17 protein-coding genes and 1 pseudogene are annotated in these 17,290 nt (G+C 45.0%); 16 read left to right on the plus strand and 2 right to left on the minus strand.

Features of this window, described 5'->3' with window-relative positions; genetic code table 11:
* Positions 1–156: 156 nt before the first annotated feature.
* Positions 157–295 (plus strand): annotated as a pseudogene (locus Xedl_RS33695) (cytosine permease); the annotation flags it as partial.
* A 19-nt stretch (positions 296–314) separates the two neighbouring features.
* Positions 315–461, plus strand: a complete 147-nt coding sequence (locus Xedl_RS27895; RefSeq protein ID WP_158024388.1) for a hypothetical protein — start codon at positions 315–317, stop codon at positions 459–461.
* Between the two features lie 123 nt (positions 462–584).
* Here Xedl_RS27895 and Xedl_RS15145 read toward each other — a convergent pair whose 3' ends face one another.
* Entirely contained in the window at positions 585–1,352 is a 768-nt protein-coding gene (locus Xedl_RS15145) for an SDR family oxidoreductase (RefSeq protein ID WP_074024657.1), read from the minus strand.
* Positions 1,353–1,720: 368 nt separating this feature from the next.
* Here Xedl_RS15145 and Xedl_RS15150 point away from each other — a divergent pair, with 368 nt between their 5' ends.
* Positions 1,721–2,758, plus strand: coding sequence for a zinc-dependent alcohol dehydrogenase family protein (locus Xedl_RS15150; RefSeq protein ID WP_074024658.1), 1,038 nt, complete (start codon positions 1,721–1,723; stop codon positions 2,756–2,758).
* Positions 2,759–2,892: 134 nt separating this feature from the next.
* On the opposite strand, the gene hpaR is transcribed toward Xedl_RS15150, so the two are convergent.
* Positions 2,893–3,342, minus strand: a complete 450-nt coding sequence (gene hpaR / locus Xedl_RS15155; protein WP_074024659.1) for a homoprotocatechuate degradation operon regulator HpaR — start codon at positions 3,340–3,342, stop codon at positions 2,893–2,895.
* Between the two features lie 388 nt (positions 3,343–3,730).
* Between hpaR and Xedl_RS15160 the strand changes: the two genes are divergently transcribed.
* The 13 genes from Xedl_RS15160 to hpaC all read left to right on the plus strand — a co-directional run bounded on the left by Xedl_RS15160 (position 3,731) and on the right by hpaC (position 16,776).
* Positions 3,731–4,363 (plus strand): fumarylacetoacetate hydrolase family protein, encoded by a 633-nt coding sequence (locus tag Xedl_RS15160; RefSeq protein WP_074024660.1) that lies wholly within the window; start codon positions 3,731–3,733, stop codon positions 4,361–4,363.
* Positions 4,360–5,124 carry a fumarylacetoacetate hydrolase family protein gene (locus tag Xedl_RS15165; RefSeq protein ID WP_074024661.1) on the plus strand — a complete coding sequence of 255 codons (765 nt, stop codon included), beginning with the start codon at positions 4,360–4,362 and terminating at the stop codon, positions 5,122–5,124. The genes Xedl_RS15160 and Xedl_RS15165 overlap by 4 nt, the downstream gene beginning before the upstream one ends.
* Entirely contained in the window at positions 5,121–6,587 is a 1,467-nt protein-coding gene (hpaE, locus tag Xedl_RS15170; RefSeq protein WP_074024662.1) for a 5-carboxymethyl-2-hydroxymuconate semialdehyde dehydrogenase, read from the plus strand. The genes Xedl_RS15165 and hpaE overlap by 4 nt, the downstream gene beginning before the upstream one ends.
* 32 nt (positions 6,588–6,619) lie before the next feature.
* Positions 6,620–7,501, plus strand: a complete 882-nt coding sequence (gene hpaD / locus Xedl_RS15175; RefSeq protein WP_074024663.1) for a 3,4-dihydroxyphenylacetate 2,3-dioxygenase — start codon at positions 6,620–6,622, stop codon at positions 7,499–7,501.
* A 12-nt stretch (positions 7,502–7,513) separates the two neighbouring features.
* Entirely contained in the window at positions 7,514–7,903 is a 390-nt protein-coding gene (locus tag Xedl_RS15180) for a 5-carboxymethyl-2-hydroxymuconate Delta-isomerase (RefSeq protein ID WP_074024664.1), read from the plus strand.
* A 21-nt stretch (positions 7,904–7,924) separates the two neighbouring features.
* Positions 7,925–9,397: an NAD-dependent succinate-semialdehyde dehydrogenase gene (locus Xedl_RS15185; RefSeq protein ID WP_074024665.1), complete on the plus strand. Its 1,473-nt coding sequence runs from the start codon at positions 7,925–7,927 to the stop codon at positions 9,395–9,397.
* 5 nt (positions 9,398–9,402) lie between these two features.
* Entirely contained in the window at positions 9,403–10,206 is an 804-nt protein-coding gene (hpaH, locus tag Xedl_RS15190; RefSeq protein ID WP_074024666.1) for a 2-oxo-hept-4-ene-1,7-dioate hydratase, read from the plus strand.
* 34 nt (positions 10,207–10,240) lie between these two features.
* Positions 10,241–11,008 (plus strand): 4-hydroxy-2-oxoheptanedioate aldolase, encoded by a 768-nt coding sequence (gene hpaI / locus Xedl_RS15195; protein WP_074024667.1) that lies wholly within the window; start codon positions 10,241–10,243, stop codon positions 11,006–11,008.
* A gap of 175 nt (positions 11,009–11,183) precedes the next feature.
* Positions 11,184–12,548: a 4-hydroxyphenylacetate permease gene (gene hpaX / locus Xedl_RS15200; RefSeq protein WP_074024668.1), complete on the plus strand. Its 1,365-nt coding sequence runs from the start codon at positions 11,184–11,186 to the stop codon at positions 12,546–12,548.
* Positions 12,549–12,596: 48 nt separating this feature from the next.
* Complete coding sequence (gene hpaA, locus Xedl_RS15205) at positions 12,597–13,523, plus strand: 4-hydroxyphenylacetate catabolism regulatory protein HpaA (RefSeq protein ID WP_074024669.1); 927 nt, start codon at positions 12,597–12,599, stop codon at positions 13,521–13,523.
* A 370-nt stretch (positions 13,524–13,893) separates the two neighbouring features.
* Positions 13,894–14,433, plus strand: coding sequence for a hypothetical protein (locus Xedl_RS15210; RefSeq protein ID WP_074024670.1), 540 nt, complete (start codon positions 13,894–13,896; stop codon positions 14,431–14,433).
* Positions 14,434–14,673: 240 nt separating this feature from the next.
* The gene (gene hpaB / locus Xedl_RS15215) at positions 14,674–16,236 is read left to right on the plus strand and encodes a 4-hydroxyphenylacetate 3-monooxygenase, oxygenase component (RefSeq protein WP_074024671.1); all 1,563 of its coding nucleotides are present in this window, start codon (positions 14,674–14,676) and stop codon (positions 16,234–16,236) included.
* Positions 16,237–16,257: 21 nt separating this feature from the next.
* Positions 16,258–16,776, plus strand: a complete 519-nt coding sequence (hpaC, locus tag Xedl_RS15220) for a 4-hydroxyphenylacetate 3-monooxygenase, reductase component (protein WP_074024672.1) — start codon at positions 16,258–16,260, stop codon at positions 16,774–16,776.
* The last annotated feature ends 514 nt before the right edge of the window (positions 16,777–17,290 follow it).

Genomic DNA, 17,290 nt, shown 5'->3' on the forward strand with positions numbered 1-17,290 from the left:
CAGTCCATTTTGGGATTTTTTTTGATTTGGCGATTAATCAGATCGCAAAAATTGGACTGAGTTCCCTCCAAGTGATCTACTATTTTGAAAGCTTATTTATACCAGAGCGTCTAATTCAAAAAGGCGTTATATTTCTCTAAAAAAATCAAGGAAATGATGTTAGTACTAAAAATTGAACATTGTCCACTAAAGCGAGTGCCAACAAACACAATGTGTATCATTGTTAAGCGTGGCTGTCGTTCACATGGGCATGTTGACGGCATTGGATCAATTTATGCTTGGAGCTATGCTCGGTGCGGGAGGATTTGTGATTAATGGTTAGCATTTACCCCCAATCCTCTCACACCCCAAACCATGATAAGTGGCTCTACCGCACTGGCGAGCAAGTACGCTGGTTGCCAAATGGAGAACTGAAATATCTGGGGACAGAGAACTACGATTTTCTGAAAGAGGCGAGTTAAGTTAACAATCAATAAAGCAATGGCATGACTATTATGCTAACTAAGGATATGGATCACGCCAAATTATTGCTGTATCAAGTGGTACATGACTACTGTTTATTTATACTGTTTATTTACTATGGCCTATGCAAAATCCTTAAAAGTCGGCCCCTGGAAATAAATCGCTTTAATGTGGCAACTACGAGGTTGAGTGATAACAAACCGGATGGTTTCCCACACTGAACGGCCATTAAGCAATTGCTCGCCCATTTTTTTCTGATTATCCAAAACTTCATCAAAGCCATTCAGTTCAAAATCAGGCGGATAAAGACCGGTCACGCGAATATTTTCTTTGCTTAAGTGATGGGCTAAATTCTGACTAAAGCCACTCATGGCATGTTTGGCTGCGAAGAATGCCGGATGAGCGACAGATTCAGTAAATTGGGGAATACCACAAACCGATACCATAGCAACAATATCGGCACCCTGTGACTGGCGCAGGCTCGGTAATAGCGCTTTGGTCAGCAAGATAGAGCCTGTTATACCTGAATTCACCGTACTGACGATATCCTCGTTATTGTCACCTTCCCCTAAATGCCCTTCCAGCCATTGAGCCGCACTTAAGATTAAAATATCAATGGGTTGATTGTCTTTTAGTAACTGAGTAGCAAAATCGCTGACGGACTGAGCGTGACTCATATCACATTGATAACCTCTGGCGATGCCACCTTCACGGCGAATAATCTCACATGTTGCTTCTGCACTGGCTAATTGGCGGGCACAGAGATCAACATACGCCCCTTCACGCGCTAACCAAACAGAAACCGCTTGTCCAAAATCGCGTCCTCCGCCTGTGACTACAACCCGTTTGCCTTTCAAAGTATTCGAACCGTCAACTTCATTGAACATCATGTTGGCTTTCCTTATATTAGTTATCAAAGCTGGATGAGGAACCGTCACTCTGTCAGTCAGATTTATTGGTAATTCACTGTTTAGAAAGCCAATCTTACTTGAGAGTTTCCACCAGAGTTCTATCATTTTGTGCTCATCGCTGTTATTTGCAGAAGATCACATTCAGGGAAAAAATAAATAAAGCGCCAACCAACCCATATTTGGCTCAGCCTGCCCTACCCCATCCGTCATATTCTATATTCTCGACTGACCCAGAGATCATCCTGAAAATCGAAAATGTTTACATCTGCTAAACTTTAGGCAACAGATCATGTAAATCGTATGCTCTGGATTACTGTCATTCTTAAATCATCTGTGAAGGGGGATATATGAAAGCACTTGTTTATCATGGAGCTGGAAAAAAACGCTGGGAAGAAAAAGCACCACCCCAACTCATTGCATCAACAGATGCTATCGTCCGCATCGTCAAAACCACCATCTGTGGCACCGATCTGCATATCCTCAAGGGAGACGTTCCCACTGTCGAGCAAGGCCGAACATTGGGTCACGAAGGTATTGGGATCGTTGAATCAATTGGGGACTCTGTCCGCAATATTAAAGTCGGCGATAAAGTGATTATTTCCTGTATTACCGTCTGCGGTAGTTGTGCCTATTGTAAGCGCCAGCTTTATGCACACTGTAAAGAGGGTGGCTGGATCTTGGGGCATAAAATTGATGGCACACAGGCAGAAAAAGTACGTATTCCCCATGCTGATAATAGCCTGCATCGTCTGCCAGAAGGTGTCGATGAAAAAGCGGCATTAATGCTCAGCGATATTCTACCAACAGGTCTTGAAATTGGTGTTATCAATGGTAAGGTTCAGCCAGGGCAGACGATCGCCTTAATTGGTGCGGGACCAGTCGGATTATCAGCATTACTGGCATCACAATTTTACTCGCCGGCTCATATCATCATGATCGATACTGATGATAACCGCCTTAGCGTCGCTCAGCAGTTTGGTGCTAACACGGTCATCAACCCAGCAAAACAAAACGTCGTTGACGCCATCAACAAACTGACTGACGGTATTGGTGTAGACGTCGCTATTGAGTGTGTTGGGATCCCCGCAACCTTCAAAATATGTCAGGACATCATCGCAGCAGGTGGATCCATCGCCAATGTTGGTGTCCACGGCAAATCCGTCGACCTACATCTGGAAAGCCTCTGGATCAAAAATATTACCATCACCACGGGACTGGTAAACACAAGCAGTACCCCTATGCTACTGAAAAGCGTTCAATCCGGCAAAATTGCCCCTGAAAAGCTGGTCACTCATCATTATCCATTAAGTGAAATAGAAACCGCTTATGAAGTATTTGGTAATGCAGCCCAAGAGAAGGCATTGAAAATTGTCCTGTCAGCATAATATGGGTAATGCATTTTGACAGGCACAGAAAAGCCGCCGCAATATACTGCATCAATGCTTTTATGCAATTCATTACGGCGGCCTTTATACTGACCTGATTAGTTAACTAATTAATATATTAACAAACCTTCAATCTACAGTTCGCATTCTTCATCCAAATCTGCTTGAGAGAGGTTCCCGATAGCAATAAATTCATCCAATAACCCTAAAAGTTGGGACAATTTTTCTGGAGAAAAAGCCTCCTCAATTGCCTTATATCCCTCAGCAATCTGCCCTTTTGCTTGCTCATAGAGTTCCTGGCCAGCCGGAGTCAAAGAAACATACAGCTTACGCTGATCATTCATTGGCTTCAGGCGGAAGATAAGTCCATCACGCTCCATACGTGTCAGAATGCCTGTCAGGCTTGGACGCAAGATACAAGTGAGACAAGCTAAGTCATGAAAATCAATAGAACGGCTACTCGCAAGTACACGAATAATACGCCATTGTTGCTCGGTTAAATTATAGCTCTTCAAAATAGGCCGAAAAAAACCCATAGCGGTTTCTCTCGCTTGAAGCAATGCAATTGTCAAGGATTCATGCATAAGTAAAAGTGACTCTTTAGTTAATCGCTGGTCATTCTCTATAAGTTTAACGCTCACGCTGTTTATTATAGACAACATGAACACCAAAAAGCCTAACACGCTCAAAATCATCCACAAAGAGGAAAGACTTCAACATTAACAAATAAATAAAACTATCCCACCTTCAAAAAGTTAAATAAAAGTTAAATCCAATCTCAAATGACCTTGATTAAAAATATAACAAGCTGATCTTTATGTAGTAAAAATGATCGCCAATAAAGTGCCGTTACATAGATCACAATTAAAATTAACAATACCTTTAACATATTGAAGATTGCTCACACCTGTATTATTAATATATTAATAAGTGAGCTTGCAAACACGTCATTCAGGTTTCAAGGAGCTGTCCATGAAAGGCACTGTTTTTGCCGTTGCCCTCAACCATAGCAGCCAGATCAATTTCTGGCATGAGGCATTTAACAAAGAACCTTATAAAGTCCCACCCCAAACGCCCATTTGGTTTATCAAACCCCGCAATACCGTGATTAATTCAGGGGATGTTATTCCTCATCCTGTCGGAGAAACAGTACAAAGCGGCGCAACCCTGGCACTATTAATTGGGAAAACAGCCCGCAAAATTTCAGTCCAAGATGCCGAACAGTATATTGCTGGCTACGCATTGGCAAACGAAGTTAGCCTGCCTGAAACATCCTTCTACCGTCCTGCCATTAAAGCGAAATGTCGGGACGGTTTTTGTCCGCTAGGGCAAATGATCAAGACCAACTCAGTAGAATCACTCGATATTGTGACTGAAATTAACGGCCAGGAAGTTGATCGTTGGTCTACCCAAGATCTCATCCGTTCTGCACCAGAATTATTGGCAGCATTAAGCGAATTCGCCACTTTAAAAGCGGGTGATGCAATTTTATTGGGAACACCCCACCAGCGCGTGACTCTCCATCCTGCCGACAAAGTCACGGTCAAGGCTAATGGCTTCCCTAACTTAGAAAATACGGTTGTATTGGCAGGAGGTCAGGCATGAGATACGCCAAAATTCATTATCAGGGTCAGGATGTTAATGTCACCGTTGACGAACAAGAAAATGTCCGCTTGCCAGATGGAAATAGAGTAAGCGGTGAAGAGGTTGTATGGCTTCCTCCTGCCAGCGGAACACTGTTCGCATTGGGGTTAAATTATGCCGATCACGCAACAGAGCTGGAATTTAAGCCACCAGAAGAACCACTGGTATTTATCAAGGCAGCCAATAGCTTAACCGGCCACCGTCAGGTTTCTGTCCGCCCTGATAACGTGGAATATATGCATTATGAAGCAGAATTGGTTGTCGTGATGGGTAAGACCGCCCACAAAGTTTCCAGAGAAGAAGCCATGAATTACGTCGCGGGTTATACCGTTTGTAATGATTATGCTATTCGTGATTATCTGGAAAATTATTATCGCCCTAATCTGCGGGTAAAAAGCCGCGATACGCTCACGCCAATTGGCCCGTGGATCATAGACCAACAGCAGATCGCTGATCCGCATAATCTGCCCCTGAAAACATGGGTGAACGGTGAACTCCGTCAACAAGGCACAACCGCCGATTTGATCTTCGATATTCCCTTCTTAATCACCTATCTCAGCGATTTTATGACATTGCAACCAGGCGACATGATCGCGACCGGAACGCCCAAAGGGTTGTCCAATGTTGTTCCTGGGGATGAAGTCATCGTGGAAGTCGAAGGTGTTGGGCGCTTGGTCAATCACATTGTCAGCCAGCAAGAATATGAGGAGAGTTTGTCATGACCACGATTAACCATTGGATCAACGGCAAAAATATCGACAGCAAAACCTATTTCACAACGACCAACCCTGCAACCGGTGAGGTGCTGGCTGAAGTTGCATCAGGCGGGCAGGAAGAGATCGCCCAAGCCGTTGCAGCGGCCAAACAGGCGTTTCCCAAATGGGCCAATACTCCCATGAAAGAACGTGCTCGTTTGATGCGCCGTTTGGGTGAATTGATCGACCAAAATGTTCCCGATATAGCTGCAATGGAAACCAAGGACACGGGGCTTCCTATCCATCAGACACAAAATGTCTTGATCCCACGGGCTTCACAAAATTTCAATTTCTTCGCTGAAATTTGCCAGCAGATGAACGGGCGTACTTATCCCGTTGATGACACAATGCTCAACTATACATTAATCCAGCCGGTTGGTGTTTGCGCACTGATTTCCCCGTGGAACGTGCCTTTTATGACAGCGACGTGGAAAGTCGCACCTTGTCTGGCGCTGGGAAATACCGCCATTTTGAAGATGTCCGAACTTTCTCCGTTGACGGCTAACCGTCTGGGCGAATTGGCGTTAGAAGCCGGAATTCCGGCTGGGGTATTGAATGTAGTACAGGGCTACGGTAACACCGCCGGCGATGCACTGGTAAAACATCATGATGTGCGCGCGGTCTCTTTCACGGGTGGGACAGCAACGGGTCGCCTGATCATGCAAAATGCCGGACTAAAAAAATACTCGATGGAGTTAGGCGGAAAATCCCCTGTCCTCATTTTTGAAGATGCAGATATTGAACGCGCACTGGATGCCGCCCTGTTCACCATTTTTTCTCTCAATGGCGAACGCTGTACGGCAGGTTCCCGCATTTTCATCCAGGAAAGTATCTACCCCGAATTCGTCAAACGCTTTGCTGAACGCGCCAATCGGTTACGTGTCGGTGATCCCCAAGATGCGCAAACTCAGGTTGGCAGCCTTATCAGCCAGCAACATTGGGAAAAAGTCTCCAATTATATCCGGTTGGGGATCGAAGAAGGCGCCACACTGTTGGCCGGAGGTCCCGATAAACCTACCGATTTACCTGCCCATCTGAAAAATGGCCACTTCTTGCGTCCTACTGTCCTGGCTGATGTGGATAACCACATGCGCGTGGCGCAAGAAGAGATCTTCGGTCCAGTCGCTTGTCTGTTGCCGTTCAAGCGTGAAGAAGATGGTCTGCGCATGGCTAATGACGTGGAATATGGCCTTGCCTCCTATATCTGGACACAAGATGTCAGCAAAGTTTTGCGTCTGGCACGTGGTATTGAGGCGGGCATGGTGTTTGTTAATTCCCAGAATGTGCGCGATTTGCGCCAGCCATTCGGCGGCATAAAAGCCTCCGGTGTGGGACGTGAAGGCGGGGAATACAGCTTTGAAGTGTTTGCTGAGGTGAAGAACGTCTGTATCTCAATGGGAGAGCACCCTATTCCTCGTTGGGGTGTTTGAATAACGTCCATCCTGATACCAAGTGAGGGTTTATGGGAAAGTTAGCGTTAGCAGCGAAAATTACACATGTCCCTTCTATGTACCTGTCTGAATTGCCAGGCAAGCATCACGGTTGCCGGCAAGGCGCTATTGATGGGCACAAAGAGATCAGCCGACGCTGCCGTGAAATGGGTGTCGATACGATTATTGTCTTCGACACCCATTGGCTGGTTAACAGTGCCTATCATATTAACTGTTCTGACCATTTTTCCGGCATCTATACCAGTAATGAGTTGCCGCATTTTATCCGCGATATGACCTATGAGTATGATGGCAACCCAGAGCTAGGCAGGATGATTGCACAAGAAGCACGCCAGATGGGCGTTCGTGCCCAATCGCACGAGATCCCAAGCCTGAAACTGGAATATGGCACGCTGGTGCCAATGCGTTATATGAACAGCGACCGCCGTTTCAAAGTGATTTCAATTTCTGCCTTTTGTACTGTCCATGCATTTGAAGATAGCCGCAAACTGGGAGAAGCGATTTTACGGGCGATTGGGCAATACGATGGCACGGTTGCCGTGCTGGCAAGCGGTTCGTTGTCACACAGTTTCATTGAAGATCAACGCGCCGAAACGGGCATGAACAGCTACACCCGCGAGTTTGATGAGCAGATGGATCGTCGTGTCGTACAGCTTTGGAAGGAAGGCAAATTCAAGGAGTTTTGCAAAATGCTGCCGGAATATGCGCAATATTGTCGGGGAGAAGGCAACATGCATGATACTGTGATGCTGCTGGGATTGCTTGGATGGGACAAGTATGACGGCAAAGTAGAATTTTTGACGGAATTGTTCGCCAGTTCAGGGACAGGACAGGTTAACGCAGTGTTCCCGCTGCCGGACTATATTGTTAATCAACATAAAACTGATGCCTGACAGGAGAAAACTGTGCCACATTTTTACGCTGAGTGTACTGAAAATATCCGTGAAGCAGCCAGGTTGCCAGAATTGTTTGCCAAAGTGAATCAGGCATTAGCAGATACGGGCATTTTTCCGTTAGGTGGTATCCGCAGCCGTGCCATTTGGTTGGATACCTGGCAAATGGCGGATGGTAAGCAAGATTACGCCTTCGTTCATATGACACTGAAAATTGGTGCCGGACGCAGCCTTGAAGATCGGCAAAAAGTCGGAGAAATGTTGTTTGGCTTAATCAAGACGCATTTTAGTGAATTGATGACACGGCGCTATCTGGGTCTCTCCTTCACTATGGAAGAACTCGATCCCATACTGAACTATAAATCCAATAATGTTCATAATCTGTTTAAAACAAAAGAGTAACGATTTTAGTGAGAGGAAACTATGGCAAATCATCTGGATACCCCATTGCTGCGTCAACAAGCCTATATCAACGGTCAATGGATTGATGCGGAAAATAAAGCAACTTTTGCAGTGACTAATCCAGCCAATGGTGAAGTTATTGCTAATGTCAGTGATCTGGGAGCCAAAGAAACCCAGTCTGCGATTAAAGCTGCCCAAAATGCCCTTCCTGCATGGCGGTCGTTGACAGCAAAACAGCGTAGCCAAAAGCTCAGGCAATGGTTCCATCTGGTGATGGAAAATCAAACTACCTTAGCGAAAATACTGAGTACGGAACAAGGCAAATCCCACACCGAGGCAATGGGAGAAATTGCTTACGGTGCCAGTTTTATCGAATGGTTCGCGGAAGAAGGCAAACGTGTTTACGGCGAAACCCTGCCTTCTCCCATGCCAGGCCGCCGTCTCGCTACCATCAAACAACCCATTGGTGTCGTTGCAGCGATTACACCGTGGAATTTTCCCAATGCGATGATCACCCGTAAAGTTGCGCCTGCGCTGGCTGCGGGGTGTACGGTGGTTCTGAAACCGGCTGCTGAAACGCCCCTTTCTGCACTAGCTTTAGTCGTCCTGGCAGAACAGGCGGGCATTCCGGCGGGTGTTCTCAATATCGTCACGGGAATGGATGCCAAAGCGATTGGCGAAGTGCTGACGTCCAGCTCTATCGTGCGCAAACTTTCGTTCACCGGCTCTACGCGGGTTGGCAAGTTATTAATGGCACAAAGTGCCGATACCGTGAAAAAACTCTCCCTCGAACTGGGTGGCAATGCGCCTTTTATCGTGTTTGATGATGCCGATCTTGATGCGGCGGTAGAAGGCGCAATGGCAGCGAAATTCCGTAACAGCGGGCAAACCTGCGTTTGTGCCAACCGTATTCTGGTACAGGAAAGTATTTACGCTGCGTTTGCAGAACGTTTGGCACATGCGGTGAAACAGCTTCATGTTGGGCCAGCCACTGATAGCTCATCGCAGCAAGGCCCACTGATTAATCAAGCGGCAATAGAAAAAGTACGGGAGCATATCAGTGATGCGGTTTCCAATGGCGCACGCATTCTGACGGGAGGAAAATCCCACGCGCTGGGTGGTTTGTTCTTTGAGCCAACAGTACTGACCGAGGTTACCGATTCCATGTTAGTGGCTCACGAAGAAACTTTTGGCCCTCTGGCGCCACTACTTAAATTCCGTGATGAAGATGAAGCCATCCGTATTGCCAACAACACGGAATTTGGTCTGGCGGCGTATTTCTATTCCCGCGACATTGGCCGCATTTACCGTGTCGCGGAAGCGTTGGAAAGTGGCATGGTAGGCATCAATGAAGGTTTGATCTCCAACGAAATTTCGCCATTTGGCGGTATCAAGCAATCGGGGCTGGGGCGTGAAGGTTCACGTTACGGTATTGAGGATTATCTGGAAGTGAAATACCTCTGTTTTGGAGGGTTGGAAGCGAAAGGAGCTTAACCCCTATGCTACAGCAAGAGATCGTATCACGGGTCGCACACCGTTTACATCAGGCAGAGCAAAGCCGTAAGCAAATCCGACAAATCTCACTGGACTATCCAGAGATCACTATTGAGGATGCTTACGCCATTCAACGTGAATGGGTAGATTTAAAAATCAAGGAAGGCCGAATTCTCAAGGGACATAAGATTGGCCTGACATCCAAGGCCATGCAAGCCAGTTCACAGATTAATGAACCGGATTATGGTGCCCTGCTGGATGATATGTTTTTTCAAGACGGCGGTGACATTCCTTGTGAACGTTTTATTGTGCCCCGTATTGAGGTCGAACTGGCTTTTGTGCTGGCAAAACCCCTGACTGGCCCGAACTGTACGCTGTTTGATGTGTATAATTCGACAGATTATGTTATTCCTGCACTGGAACTTATTGATGCCCGTTGCCACAACATCGATCCCGAAACACAGCGTCCACGCAAGGTATTCGATACGATTTCTGACAATGCCGCTAATGGTGGTGTGATTATTGGCGGGCGGCCGATCAAGCCAGATGAACTGGATCTGCGCTGGGTTAGTGCCCTGCTCTACCGCAATGGCGTGATTGAAGAATCCGGTGTAGCAGCCGCAGTTCTTAATCATCCCGCCAATGGTGTCGCATGGCTTGCCAATAAACTGGCATCGCATGGTATTCGACTCGAAGCAGGCCAGATTATTCTGGCTGGCTCTTTTACCCGCCCTGTTCCTGCGCGTAAAGGTGATACCTTTCATGTGGATTACGGCGTGTTAGGTTCAATTAGCTGTCACTTTGTTTAAGTCTATTTTTGTTTAAATCTATTGAGGTAACACCATGGATCAGCTAACAAATAAATTTAAACATGCCCTGAAAGCAGGGCATCCCCAAATCGGATTATGGCTTGGGCTATGTAGTGGGTATAGCGCAGAAATACTGGCAGGAACGGGATTTGATTGGTTGTTGATTGATAGTGAACATGCTCCCAATGATATCTCCACCATTCTTGCCCAATTACAGGGAATTGCCCCTTATCCAAGCCAGCCTGTTGTTCGTCCGGCATGGAATGATCCGGTGATCGTCAAACAGTTGCTGGATATTGGTGCACAAACGTTATTATTCCCAATGATTCAAAATGCGGCGCAAGCGCGCGAAGCGGTCAGGGCGACCCGCTATCCACCCGCAGGTATTCGTGGTGTAGGCAGTGCCCTGGCACGCGCTTCTCGCTGGAACCGCATTCCTGACTATTTGTCCCGTGCTAATGACGAAATATGTGTATTGGTGCAGGTAGAAACCCGTGAGGCCCTGCAAAACCTCTCGGAAATAGCGGCTGTCGAAGGTGTTGATGGCGTATTTATCGGCCCGGCAGATCTCAGTGCAGATATGGGACACATCGATAACCCGCAACATCCTGAAGTTCAGGCTGCTATTGAACAAGCGATTGTTCAGATCCAATCTTCCGGCAAGGCTGCCGGCATTTTGATGACCAATGTTGATGCAGCTAAACATTACCTCGATTTGGGTGCGCTATTTGTTGCCGTAGGGGTTGATACCATCCTGCTGACCGGAGCAGCCAACACGTTGGCAAGGCATTTCAGCAAATAATCGACAGTAGTGTTTTGACAAAAATGATAACTCAATAATGGCTGATGTTGCGTGCGACATCTGCCATTGCAATTGAAGTTCCTGATTGCGGTGTAAACCACCACATATAGCCAATAGATTGTAACTTCCCGCCAATAAAGGAAAACCAAGCAACTCACAAATCAAGGAAACACCAATGAGCATTTCACCTGACACTGTACCAAAATCAGAAAATCCACCTCATCAACATAAAAAGCTGACCACCCAACAGCAAAGTGTCATCAATAAATTATTCCGGCGTCTGATCCTCTTTCTCTTTATTCTGTTCATTTTCTCTTTTCTGGATCGCATCAATATTGGTTTTGCGGGTTTGACGATGGGAAACGATCTCGGTTTAACATCCACCATGTTTGGTCTGGCCGCTACACTGTTTTACGCCACTTACGTCATTTTCGGCATTCCCAGCAATGTGATATTGAGCATTATGGGAGCTCGCCGCTGGATCGCTACCATTATGGTGTTATGGGGGATCGCTTCCACCGCCACAATGTTTGCCACTGGTCCCACGAGCCTGTATATCTTGCGTATGCTGGTGGGTATTGCAGAAGCAGGCTTTTTGCCGGGTATTTTGGTTTATCTGACTTATTGGTTTCCGGTTTATTATCGCGCGCGCGCCAATGCGCTGTTTATGATCGCCATGCCCGTGACGATGGCGTTTGGTTCACTCATTTCCGGTTATATTCTGGCAATGGATGGCATCTGGAATCTGCGTGGCTGGCAATGGTTGTTTTTGCTGGAAGGATTCCCTTCTGTTTTGCTCGGTTTTGCTGTCTGGTTTTATCTGGATGATTCACCAGAAAAGGCCAAATGGTTGACTCGTGAAGATAAGCAATGCCTGCAAGAGATGATAGAAAACGATAAGACTGCTATAACGCAGCCCAGTGAGCAGATTCAACAACAAACCAGCTTATGGCGTGAGGTTTCTACCCCCATTGTATTAATGTACACCTTTGCTTATTTCTGTCTGACCAACACCTTAAGTGCTATTAATATCTGGACCCCACAGATTATGCAGAGTTTTAATCAGAGCAGCAGCCATGTAACTATTGGTATTTTGACTGCCATTCCACAATTCTGCACGATTTTGGGCATGATTTACTGGAGCCGCCGCTCAGATCGCCTGCAAGAACGCAAAATGCACACGGCTTTGCCCTATCTGTTTGCCGCCGCAGGCTGGATTTTAACTTCATTGACTGATAACAGCATGGTGCAATTATTTGGGATTATTATGGCTTCCACCGGATCGTTTACGGCTATGGCGGTATTCTGGACAACGCCGGATCAATCGATCAGCTTGCGCGCTCGCGCAGTAGGAATTGCCGTGATCAATGCCACTGGCAATGTGGGATCTGCTGTCAGTCCTCTGCTAATCGGTTGGTTAAAAGATCAAACAGGTAATTTCAGTGCTGGACTTTATTTCGTCGCTGGATTACTGATCATCGGTGCGTTAATTGTTTTTCTGATCCCAATGAAACATGCACGGCTACAGGTAACCTCGTAAATAACGAGCAACATATTGATATACCTTAAAGATACAGGAGAAAAACCGATGCCTGCATCCCATGCGCTCAGAGTCAACAAGTCCATCATTTCTAATATTGATATCAGCAAGGATTATGACGAAACCCAGGGATCAGATGATATTCACTATCAAACTTTTGGTCGCATGGCTGCATTTTTCGGGCGTGATATGCAGGCGCATCGCCATGATGGTTTTTTCCAACTGCATTATCTGGTGACAGGGCGGATCGAACTGCAATTAGACGCACAACATTATTCCGTACAAGCTCCGCTGTTTATCCTGACTCCACCTTCTGTTCCTCATGCTTTTTTTACGCAGGAAGATACTGACGGTTATGTACTGACTGTTCGTCAGGATCTAATTACCCCCTTGCTCAGTTCGCTTTATCCCACCCATCGAGAACTGGTTGATATTCCGGCTATTTGTCTTTCCGTCGCGGATAAGTACGATGAATTGGAAACATTCAACCATTATTGGGCCCTGATTGGACGTGAATCTGCCAACCAATTTGCCGGACGAGAACAATCACTGGCTTTCCTGGCTCAATCTTTATTTACCTTTCTATTGCGCAGTATTCCTCTTGATGATCATCGTGCCGGTGGTGTCAGAGGAGAATTGAAATTGTTTCAGCACTTTAACCAGTTGATTGATCAACACTATCATCAACATCTTGCCGTGCCAGAATATGCAGAAAAATTGAGAATTACGGAATCACGCCTAAAGGATATGTGCCGACGCTTTGCCAATCGACCACCCAAAAAACTGATCTTTGACCGATTACTAAGGGAAGCAAAACGGTTATTGCTGTTTAGTGATAGCCCCGTATTTGAGGTAGCGTATCAGCTTGGGTTTAAAGATCCTGCTTATTTTACCCGATTTTTTAATCGATTAGTGGGGTGCTCACCGAGTGTTTGGCGGGAGAGGAATTCAGGTGGAAATAATTATATTCAGTAACCGGTCTATTTCTGAGTTTAGGAAAGCGATAAAATATTAGTTGAAGCAACATAATTCATAAACGTTTCCTTAAATATCATGAAGGTGGATATATTTTTAAGTTAATCAATTAAATTATTAAAAAATATCCAGATATCATCAAGCAAACGTCAATGACCACTAATGCTGTAATATGTTTGTCGCTAAAGCACTACAGGAACATATTATTAGACAACAATTAATTTCCCAATAACGATTAATTTCCAATAACTATGCCACAGAAGCTGATATCGGTCATTACAGTGAAAAGTTACAATTGATATTTTTTTAATGGCATATTAAGACTGAGATACCACTTGAACAAATTTTCCGAAATAAAGGAGAAATAACAATGTCACTTCCCTATAACCTATTTTTAGCCAGAAGAGCTATTAACTACGTAAACATTCAAATCGGTATTATATCTCCAAATAAACTGCCATATCAAACAACTGAACAACAATATGAGAGAAGAAGATGCAATTTCGAGTTATTAAATACAAGAAGAGCTATTAAAGAAAGGCTACGGCAAGTTGTTGACGAAATACCCTCTGATTCTTTTTACAGAAAATGTGCTCTGCTTTCTAACGCTGCCACTATAGAGTCTCATCTGGGAAATTGTGGAGAAAAAGCTACTCTTGCTTTTTCACATCTTAAAATGCTGGGAGCAAGACCTATTGATCTATTTGACATTAACATTGATAACAGAAGTGAAGATGCACACACAATTGTGGTGATTGGCAGAATAACAGGACATGAAACAGATCCTAAGACATGGAACCATGAATCAGTGGTATGTGACCCATGGGACAATCAGATCTACCCAATCGGCCTTTATGACAGCAAGATCCCATTTAGGGGAGGATTAATTTTATACTATCGTTATGTATGAAAGTGCTCCCCCTCCCCCCTGACACAGCAAAATAATTATTACCAAAACACAAAGCCGGTCACATTTACGCAATAAATTGCCGGCTTTTATCGAAAAGTACCAGTAAATCCTCCAAAAGTCTCTTCAAGAAGAGCCGTTTAGTCGCTTCAATCAAACAATGAAAGAAACATAAAATTAACACTTGTTCCCCATGTGGATAACAAACCAAAATAAGGGAACTTTTTGGAGTATGAGGTTGCTATGAGACTAGAAAATTTACGTGCTGATCATAAACGCCCATTTACCAGTAAAGAATACCTGAGTTCACTTCAGGATAGCCGCGAAATTTACATCTATGGTGAACAGGTCAAAGATGTCACAACACATCCGGCTTTCCGCAATGCGGCTGCTTCAATTGGTCAACTGTATGATGCCCTTCATGCTCCGGAAACCCACGATGGACTCTGTTGGGATACCGATACCGGAAGTGGTGGTTACACACATAAATTCTTCCGCTTCGCCACCAGCGCTGATGATATCCGCCAGCAGCGCGATGCCATTGCCGAATGGTCACGCCTGACCTACGGCTGGATGGGACGTTCACCCGATTATAAAGCCGCATTCTGCTGTTCATTGGGTGCTTATCCTGAATATTATGGACAATTCGCTGACAATGCTCGTATCTGGTATAAGCGCATTCAGGAAAGCTGCATCTATTTCAACCATGCGATTGTTAACCCACCGATTGATCGCCATATGCCAGCCGATCAGGTCAAAGATGTTTTTATCAAGATAGAAAAAGAGACAGATGCCGGCGTGATTGTCAGTGGCGCTAAAGTCGTCGCAACCAATTCAGCCCTGACTCACTATAATTTCATCGGTTTTGGCTCTGCACAGGTTATCGGGGATAATCCTGATTTTGCCCTTATGTTTGTTGCGCCAATGGATGCCGATGGCGTGAAATTAATTTCCCGCGCCTCTTATGAATTGGTGGCTGGTGCTACTGGCTCCCCCTTTGATTACCCCCTTTCCAGTCGGTTTGATGAAAATGACGCCATTCTGGTGATGGATAAGGTATTAATTCCGTGGGAAAACGTGTTAATTTATCGCGATTTTGATCGAGCCCGTAATTGGGCGGTGCAAAGTGGTTTTGCGCGGCTATTCCCTATGCAAGCCTGCGTACGTCTTGCCGTTAAGCTGGATTTCATTACGGCACTGTTGCAAAAAAGCCTTGAATGCACTGGCGTGGTGGATTTTCGTGGTGTTCAGGCCGATCTGGGAGAGGTCGTTGCATGGCGCAATCTGTTCTGGTCACTGACTGATGCGATGTGGGCAGAAGCCAAGCCGTGGGAAAATGGCGCCTATCTACCCGATACCCAAGCCATTCAGACTTATCGCGTGATGGCTCCTATGGCTTATACAAAAATCAAGAATATTATTGAAAGCAATGTCACCAGTGGCTTGATTTATTTGCCATCCAGTGTACGTGACATGAATAATCCAGAGATCAATAAATATCTTGAGAAGTATGTCCGTGGCTCTAATGGTATTGACCATGTGGAACGAATCAAGATCTTGAAATTAATGTGGGATGCCATTGGCAGTGAGTTCGGTGGTCGTCATGAATTATACGAAATCAATTACGCCGGCAGTCAGGACGAAATTCGCCTGCAATGTCTGCGTCATGCCTATGGCTCCGGTAATATGAAGAAAATGACAGAATTGGTGGATCGCTGTCTTTCTGACTATGATGTGAATGGCTGGATCAGTCCCCATTTACACAATAATTGTGATATTAACCTGTTAGATAAGCTGCTGAAATAAGTCAGTAGTAGGAGGCCTATTATGTCTGTAGAAAATAAACATCGCTTGCGTTTCAGGGATGCGATGGCAAGCCTTTCTGCGGCGGTGAATATCATCACCACGGATGGTTCTGCGGGGCGCTGTGGTATGACTGCAACGGCGGTGTGCTCTGTGACAGATACGCCTCCGACTCTGATGGTATGTATTAATCGCAATAGCACCATGAATCCGGTATTTCAGGAAAATGGCCGTCTGTGTGTCAATATCCTGAATCATGAACAGGAATTGATGGCGCGCCATTTCGCTGGTATGACGAGTGTCAGCATGGAAGAGCGCTTTAAATGGGATATCTGGAAAACTGGCATACTAGGGCAACCCTTGTTGCAAGGGACACTCGCCAATTTAGAAGGATGTATCAAACAAGTGCAGGAAGTCGGCACTCACTATGTATATCTAGTAGAAATAAAACAAATTATTGTTCGTGAAGAAGGTCATGGGCTTATTTACTTTAAGCGTGATTTTCATCCAGTGATGGATAAAAGCATGACAGTCGTTGTTTAAAAAAAGCACAGCAAAACAAAAATATTCCAAACATAGCCTCCTGACATGAAGGTTTCTTAACAAAGAGCCTTCATCTCTAAATTCTTCGTGATATCTTTTAAATTGCTATTTAATAGATTTAGCGCTGAATATTAGCCGAAAATGTCAAGTTAAAAATTCTCAATCTCATTTCAAAAACCGAAATAGATAGCCAAATATAACAAAAAATTAATATATATACATTAGTGATCTATTTCGCCCTCGTTTTTATTTCACCTACCACTTTTTAATAAATAACAAACAAAAAAGGTTAAATGACAACCTAATTGAGTTGTTTGCGAGCATAAAACCCGCTCATTAATCATTTTTGATATTAATTTAGTGAATATTCCGTCAGATCTGGTATTACTCTTTTTCGTTAGTGTGATCCATCGTTGAGAAGATACCATACCAGTATATTAACCTCCCCGCTTCACGGTCACCTTGAGTAAATAAACAAAATCACAACCAACGCGATACATTAAGCTAAAAATAT

The organism is Xenorhabdus eapokensis (genome assembly GCF_001908105.1).

Bases quoted from the DNA above. Each gene is read 5' to 3' on its own strand.
- Xedl_RS27895 (WP_158024388.1), top strand. From the start codon at position 315: ATGGTTAGCATTTACCCCCAATCCTCTCACACCCCAAACCATGATAAG.
- Xedl_RS15145 (WP_074024657.1), bottom strand. From the start codon at position 1,352: ATGATGTTCAATGAAGTTGACGGTTCGAATACTTTGAAAGGCAAACGG.
- Xedl_RS15150 (WP_074024658.1), top strand. From the start codon at position 1,721: ATGAAAGCACTTGTTTATCATGGAGCTGGAAAAAAACGCTGGGAAGAA.
- hpaR (WP_074024659.1), bottom strand. From the start codon at position 3,342: ATGCATGAATCCTTGACAATTGCATTGCTTCAAGCGAGAGAAACCGCT.
- Xedl_RS15160 (WP_074024660.1), top strand. From the start codon at position 3,731: ATGAAAGGCACTGTTTTTGCCGTTGCCCTCAACCATAGCAGCCAGATC.
- Xedl_RS15165 (WP_074024661.1), top strand. From the start codon at position 4,360: ATGAGATACGCCAAAATTCATTATCAGGGTCAGGATGTTAATGTCACC.
- hpaE (WP_074024662.1), top strand. From the start codon at position 5,121: ATGACCACGATTAACCATTGGATCAACGGCAAAAATATCGACAGCAAA.
- hpaD (WP_074024663.1), top strand. From the start codon at position 6,620: ATGGGAAAGTTAGCGTTAGCAGCGAAAATTACACATGTCCCTTCTATG.
- Xedl_RS15185 (WP_074024665.1), top strand. From the start codon at position 7,925: ATGGCAAATCATCTGGATACCCCATTGCTGCGTCAACAAGCCTATATC.
- hpaH (WP_074024666.1), top strand. From the start codon at position 9,403: ATGCTACAGCAAGAGATCGTATCACGGGTCGCACACCGTTTACATCAG.
- hpaI (WP_074024667.1), top strand. From the start codon at position 10,241: ATGGATCAGCTAACAAATAAATTTAAACATGCCCTGAAAGCAGGGCAT.
- hpaX (WP_074024668.1), top strand. From the start codon at position 11,184: ATGAGCATTTCACCTGACACTGTACCAAAATCAGAAAATCCACCTCAT.
- hpaA (WP_074024669.1), top strand. From the start codon at position 12,597: ATGCCTGCATCCCATGCGCTCAGAGTCAACAAGTCCATCATTTCTAAT.
- Xedl_RS15210 (WP_074024670.1), top strand. From the start codon at position 13,894: ATGTCACTTCCCTATAACCTATTTTTAGCCAGAAGAGCTATTAACTAC.
- hpaB (WP_074024671.1), top strand. From the start codon at position 14,674: ATGAGACTAGAAAATTTACGTGCTGATCATAAACGCCCATTTACCAGT.
- hpaC (WP_074024672.1), top strand. From the start codon at position 16,258: ATGTCTGTAGAAAATAAACATCGCTTGCGTTTCAGGGATGCGATGGCA.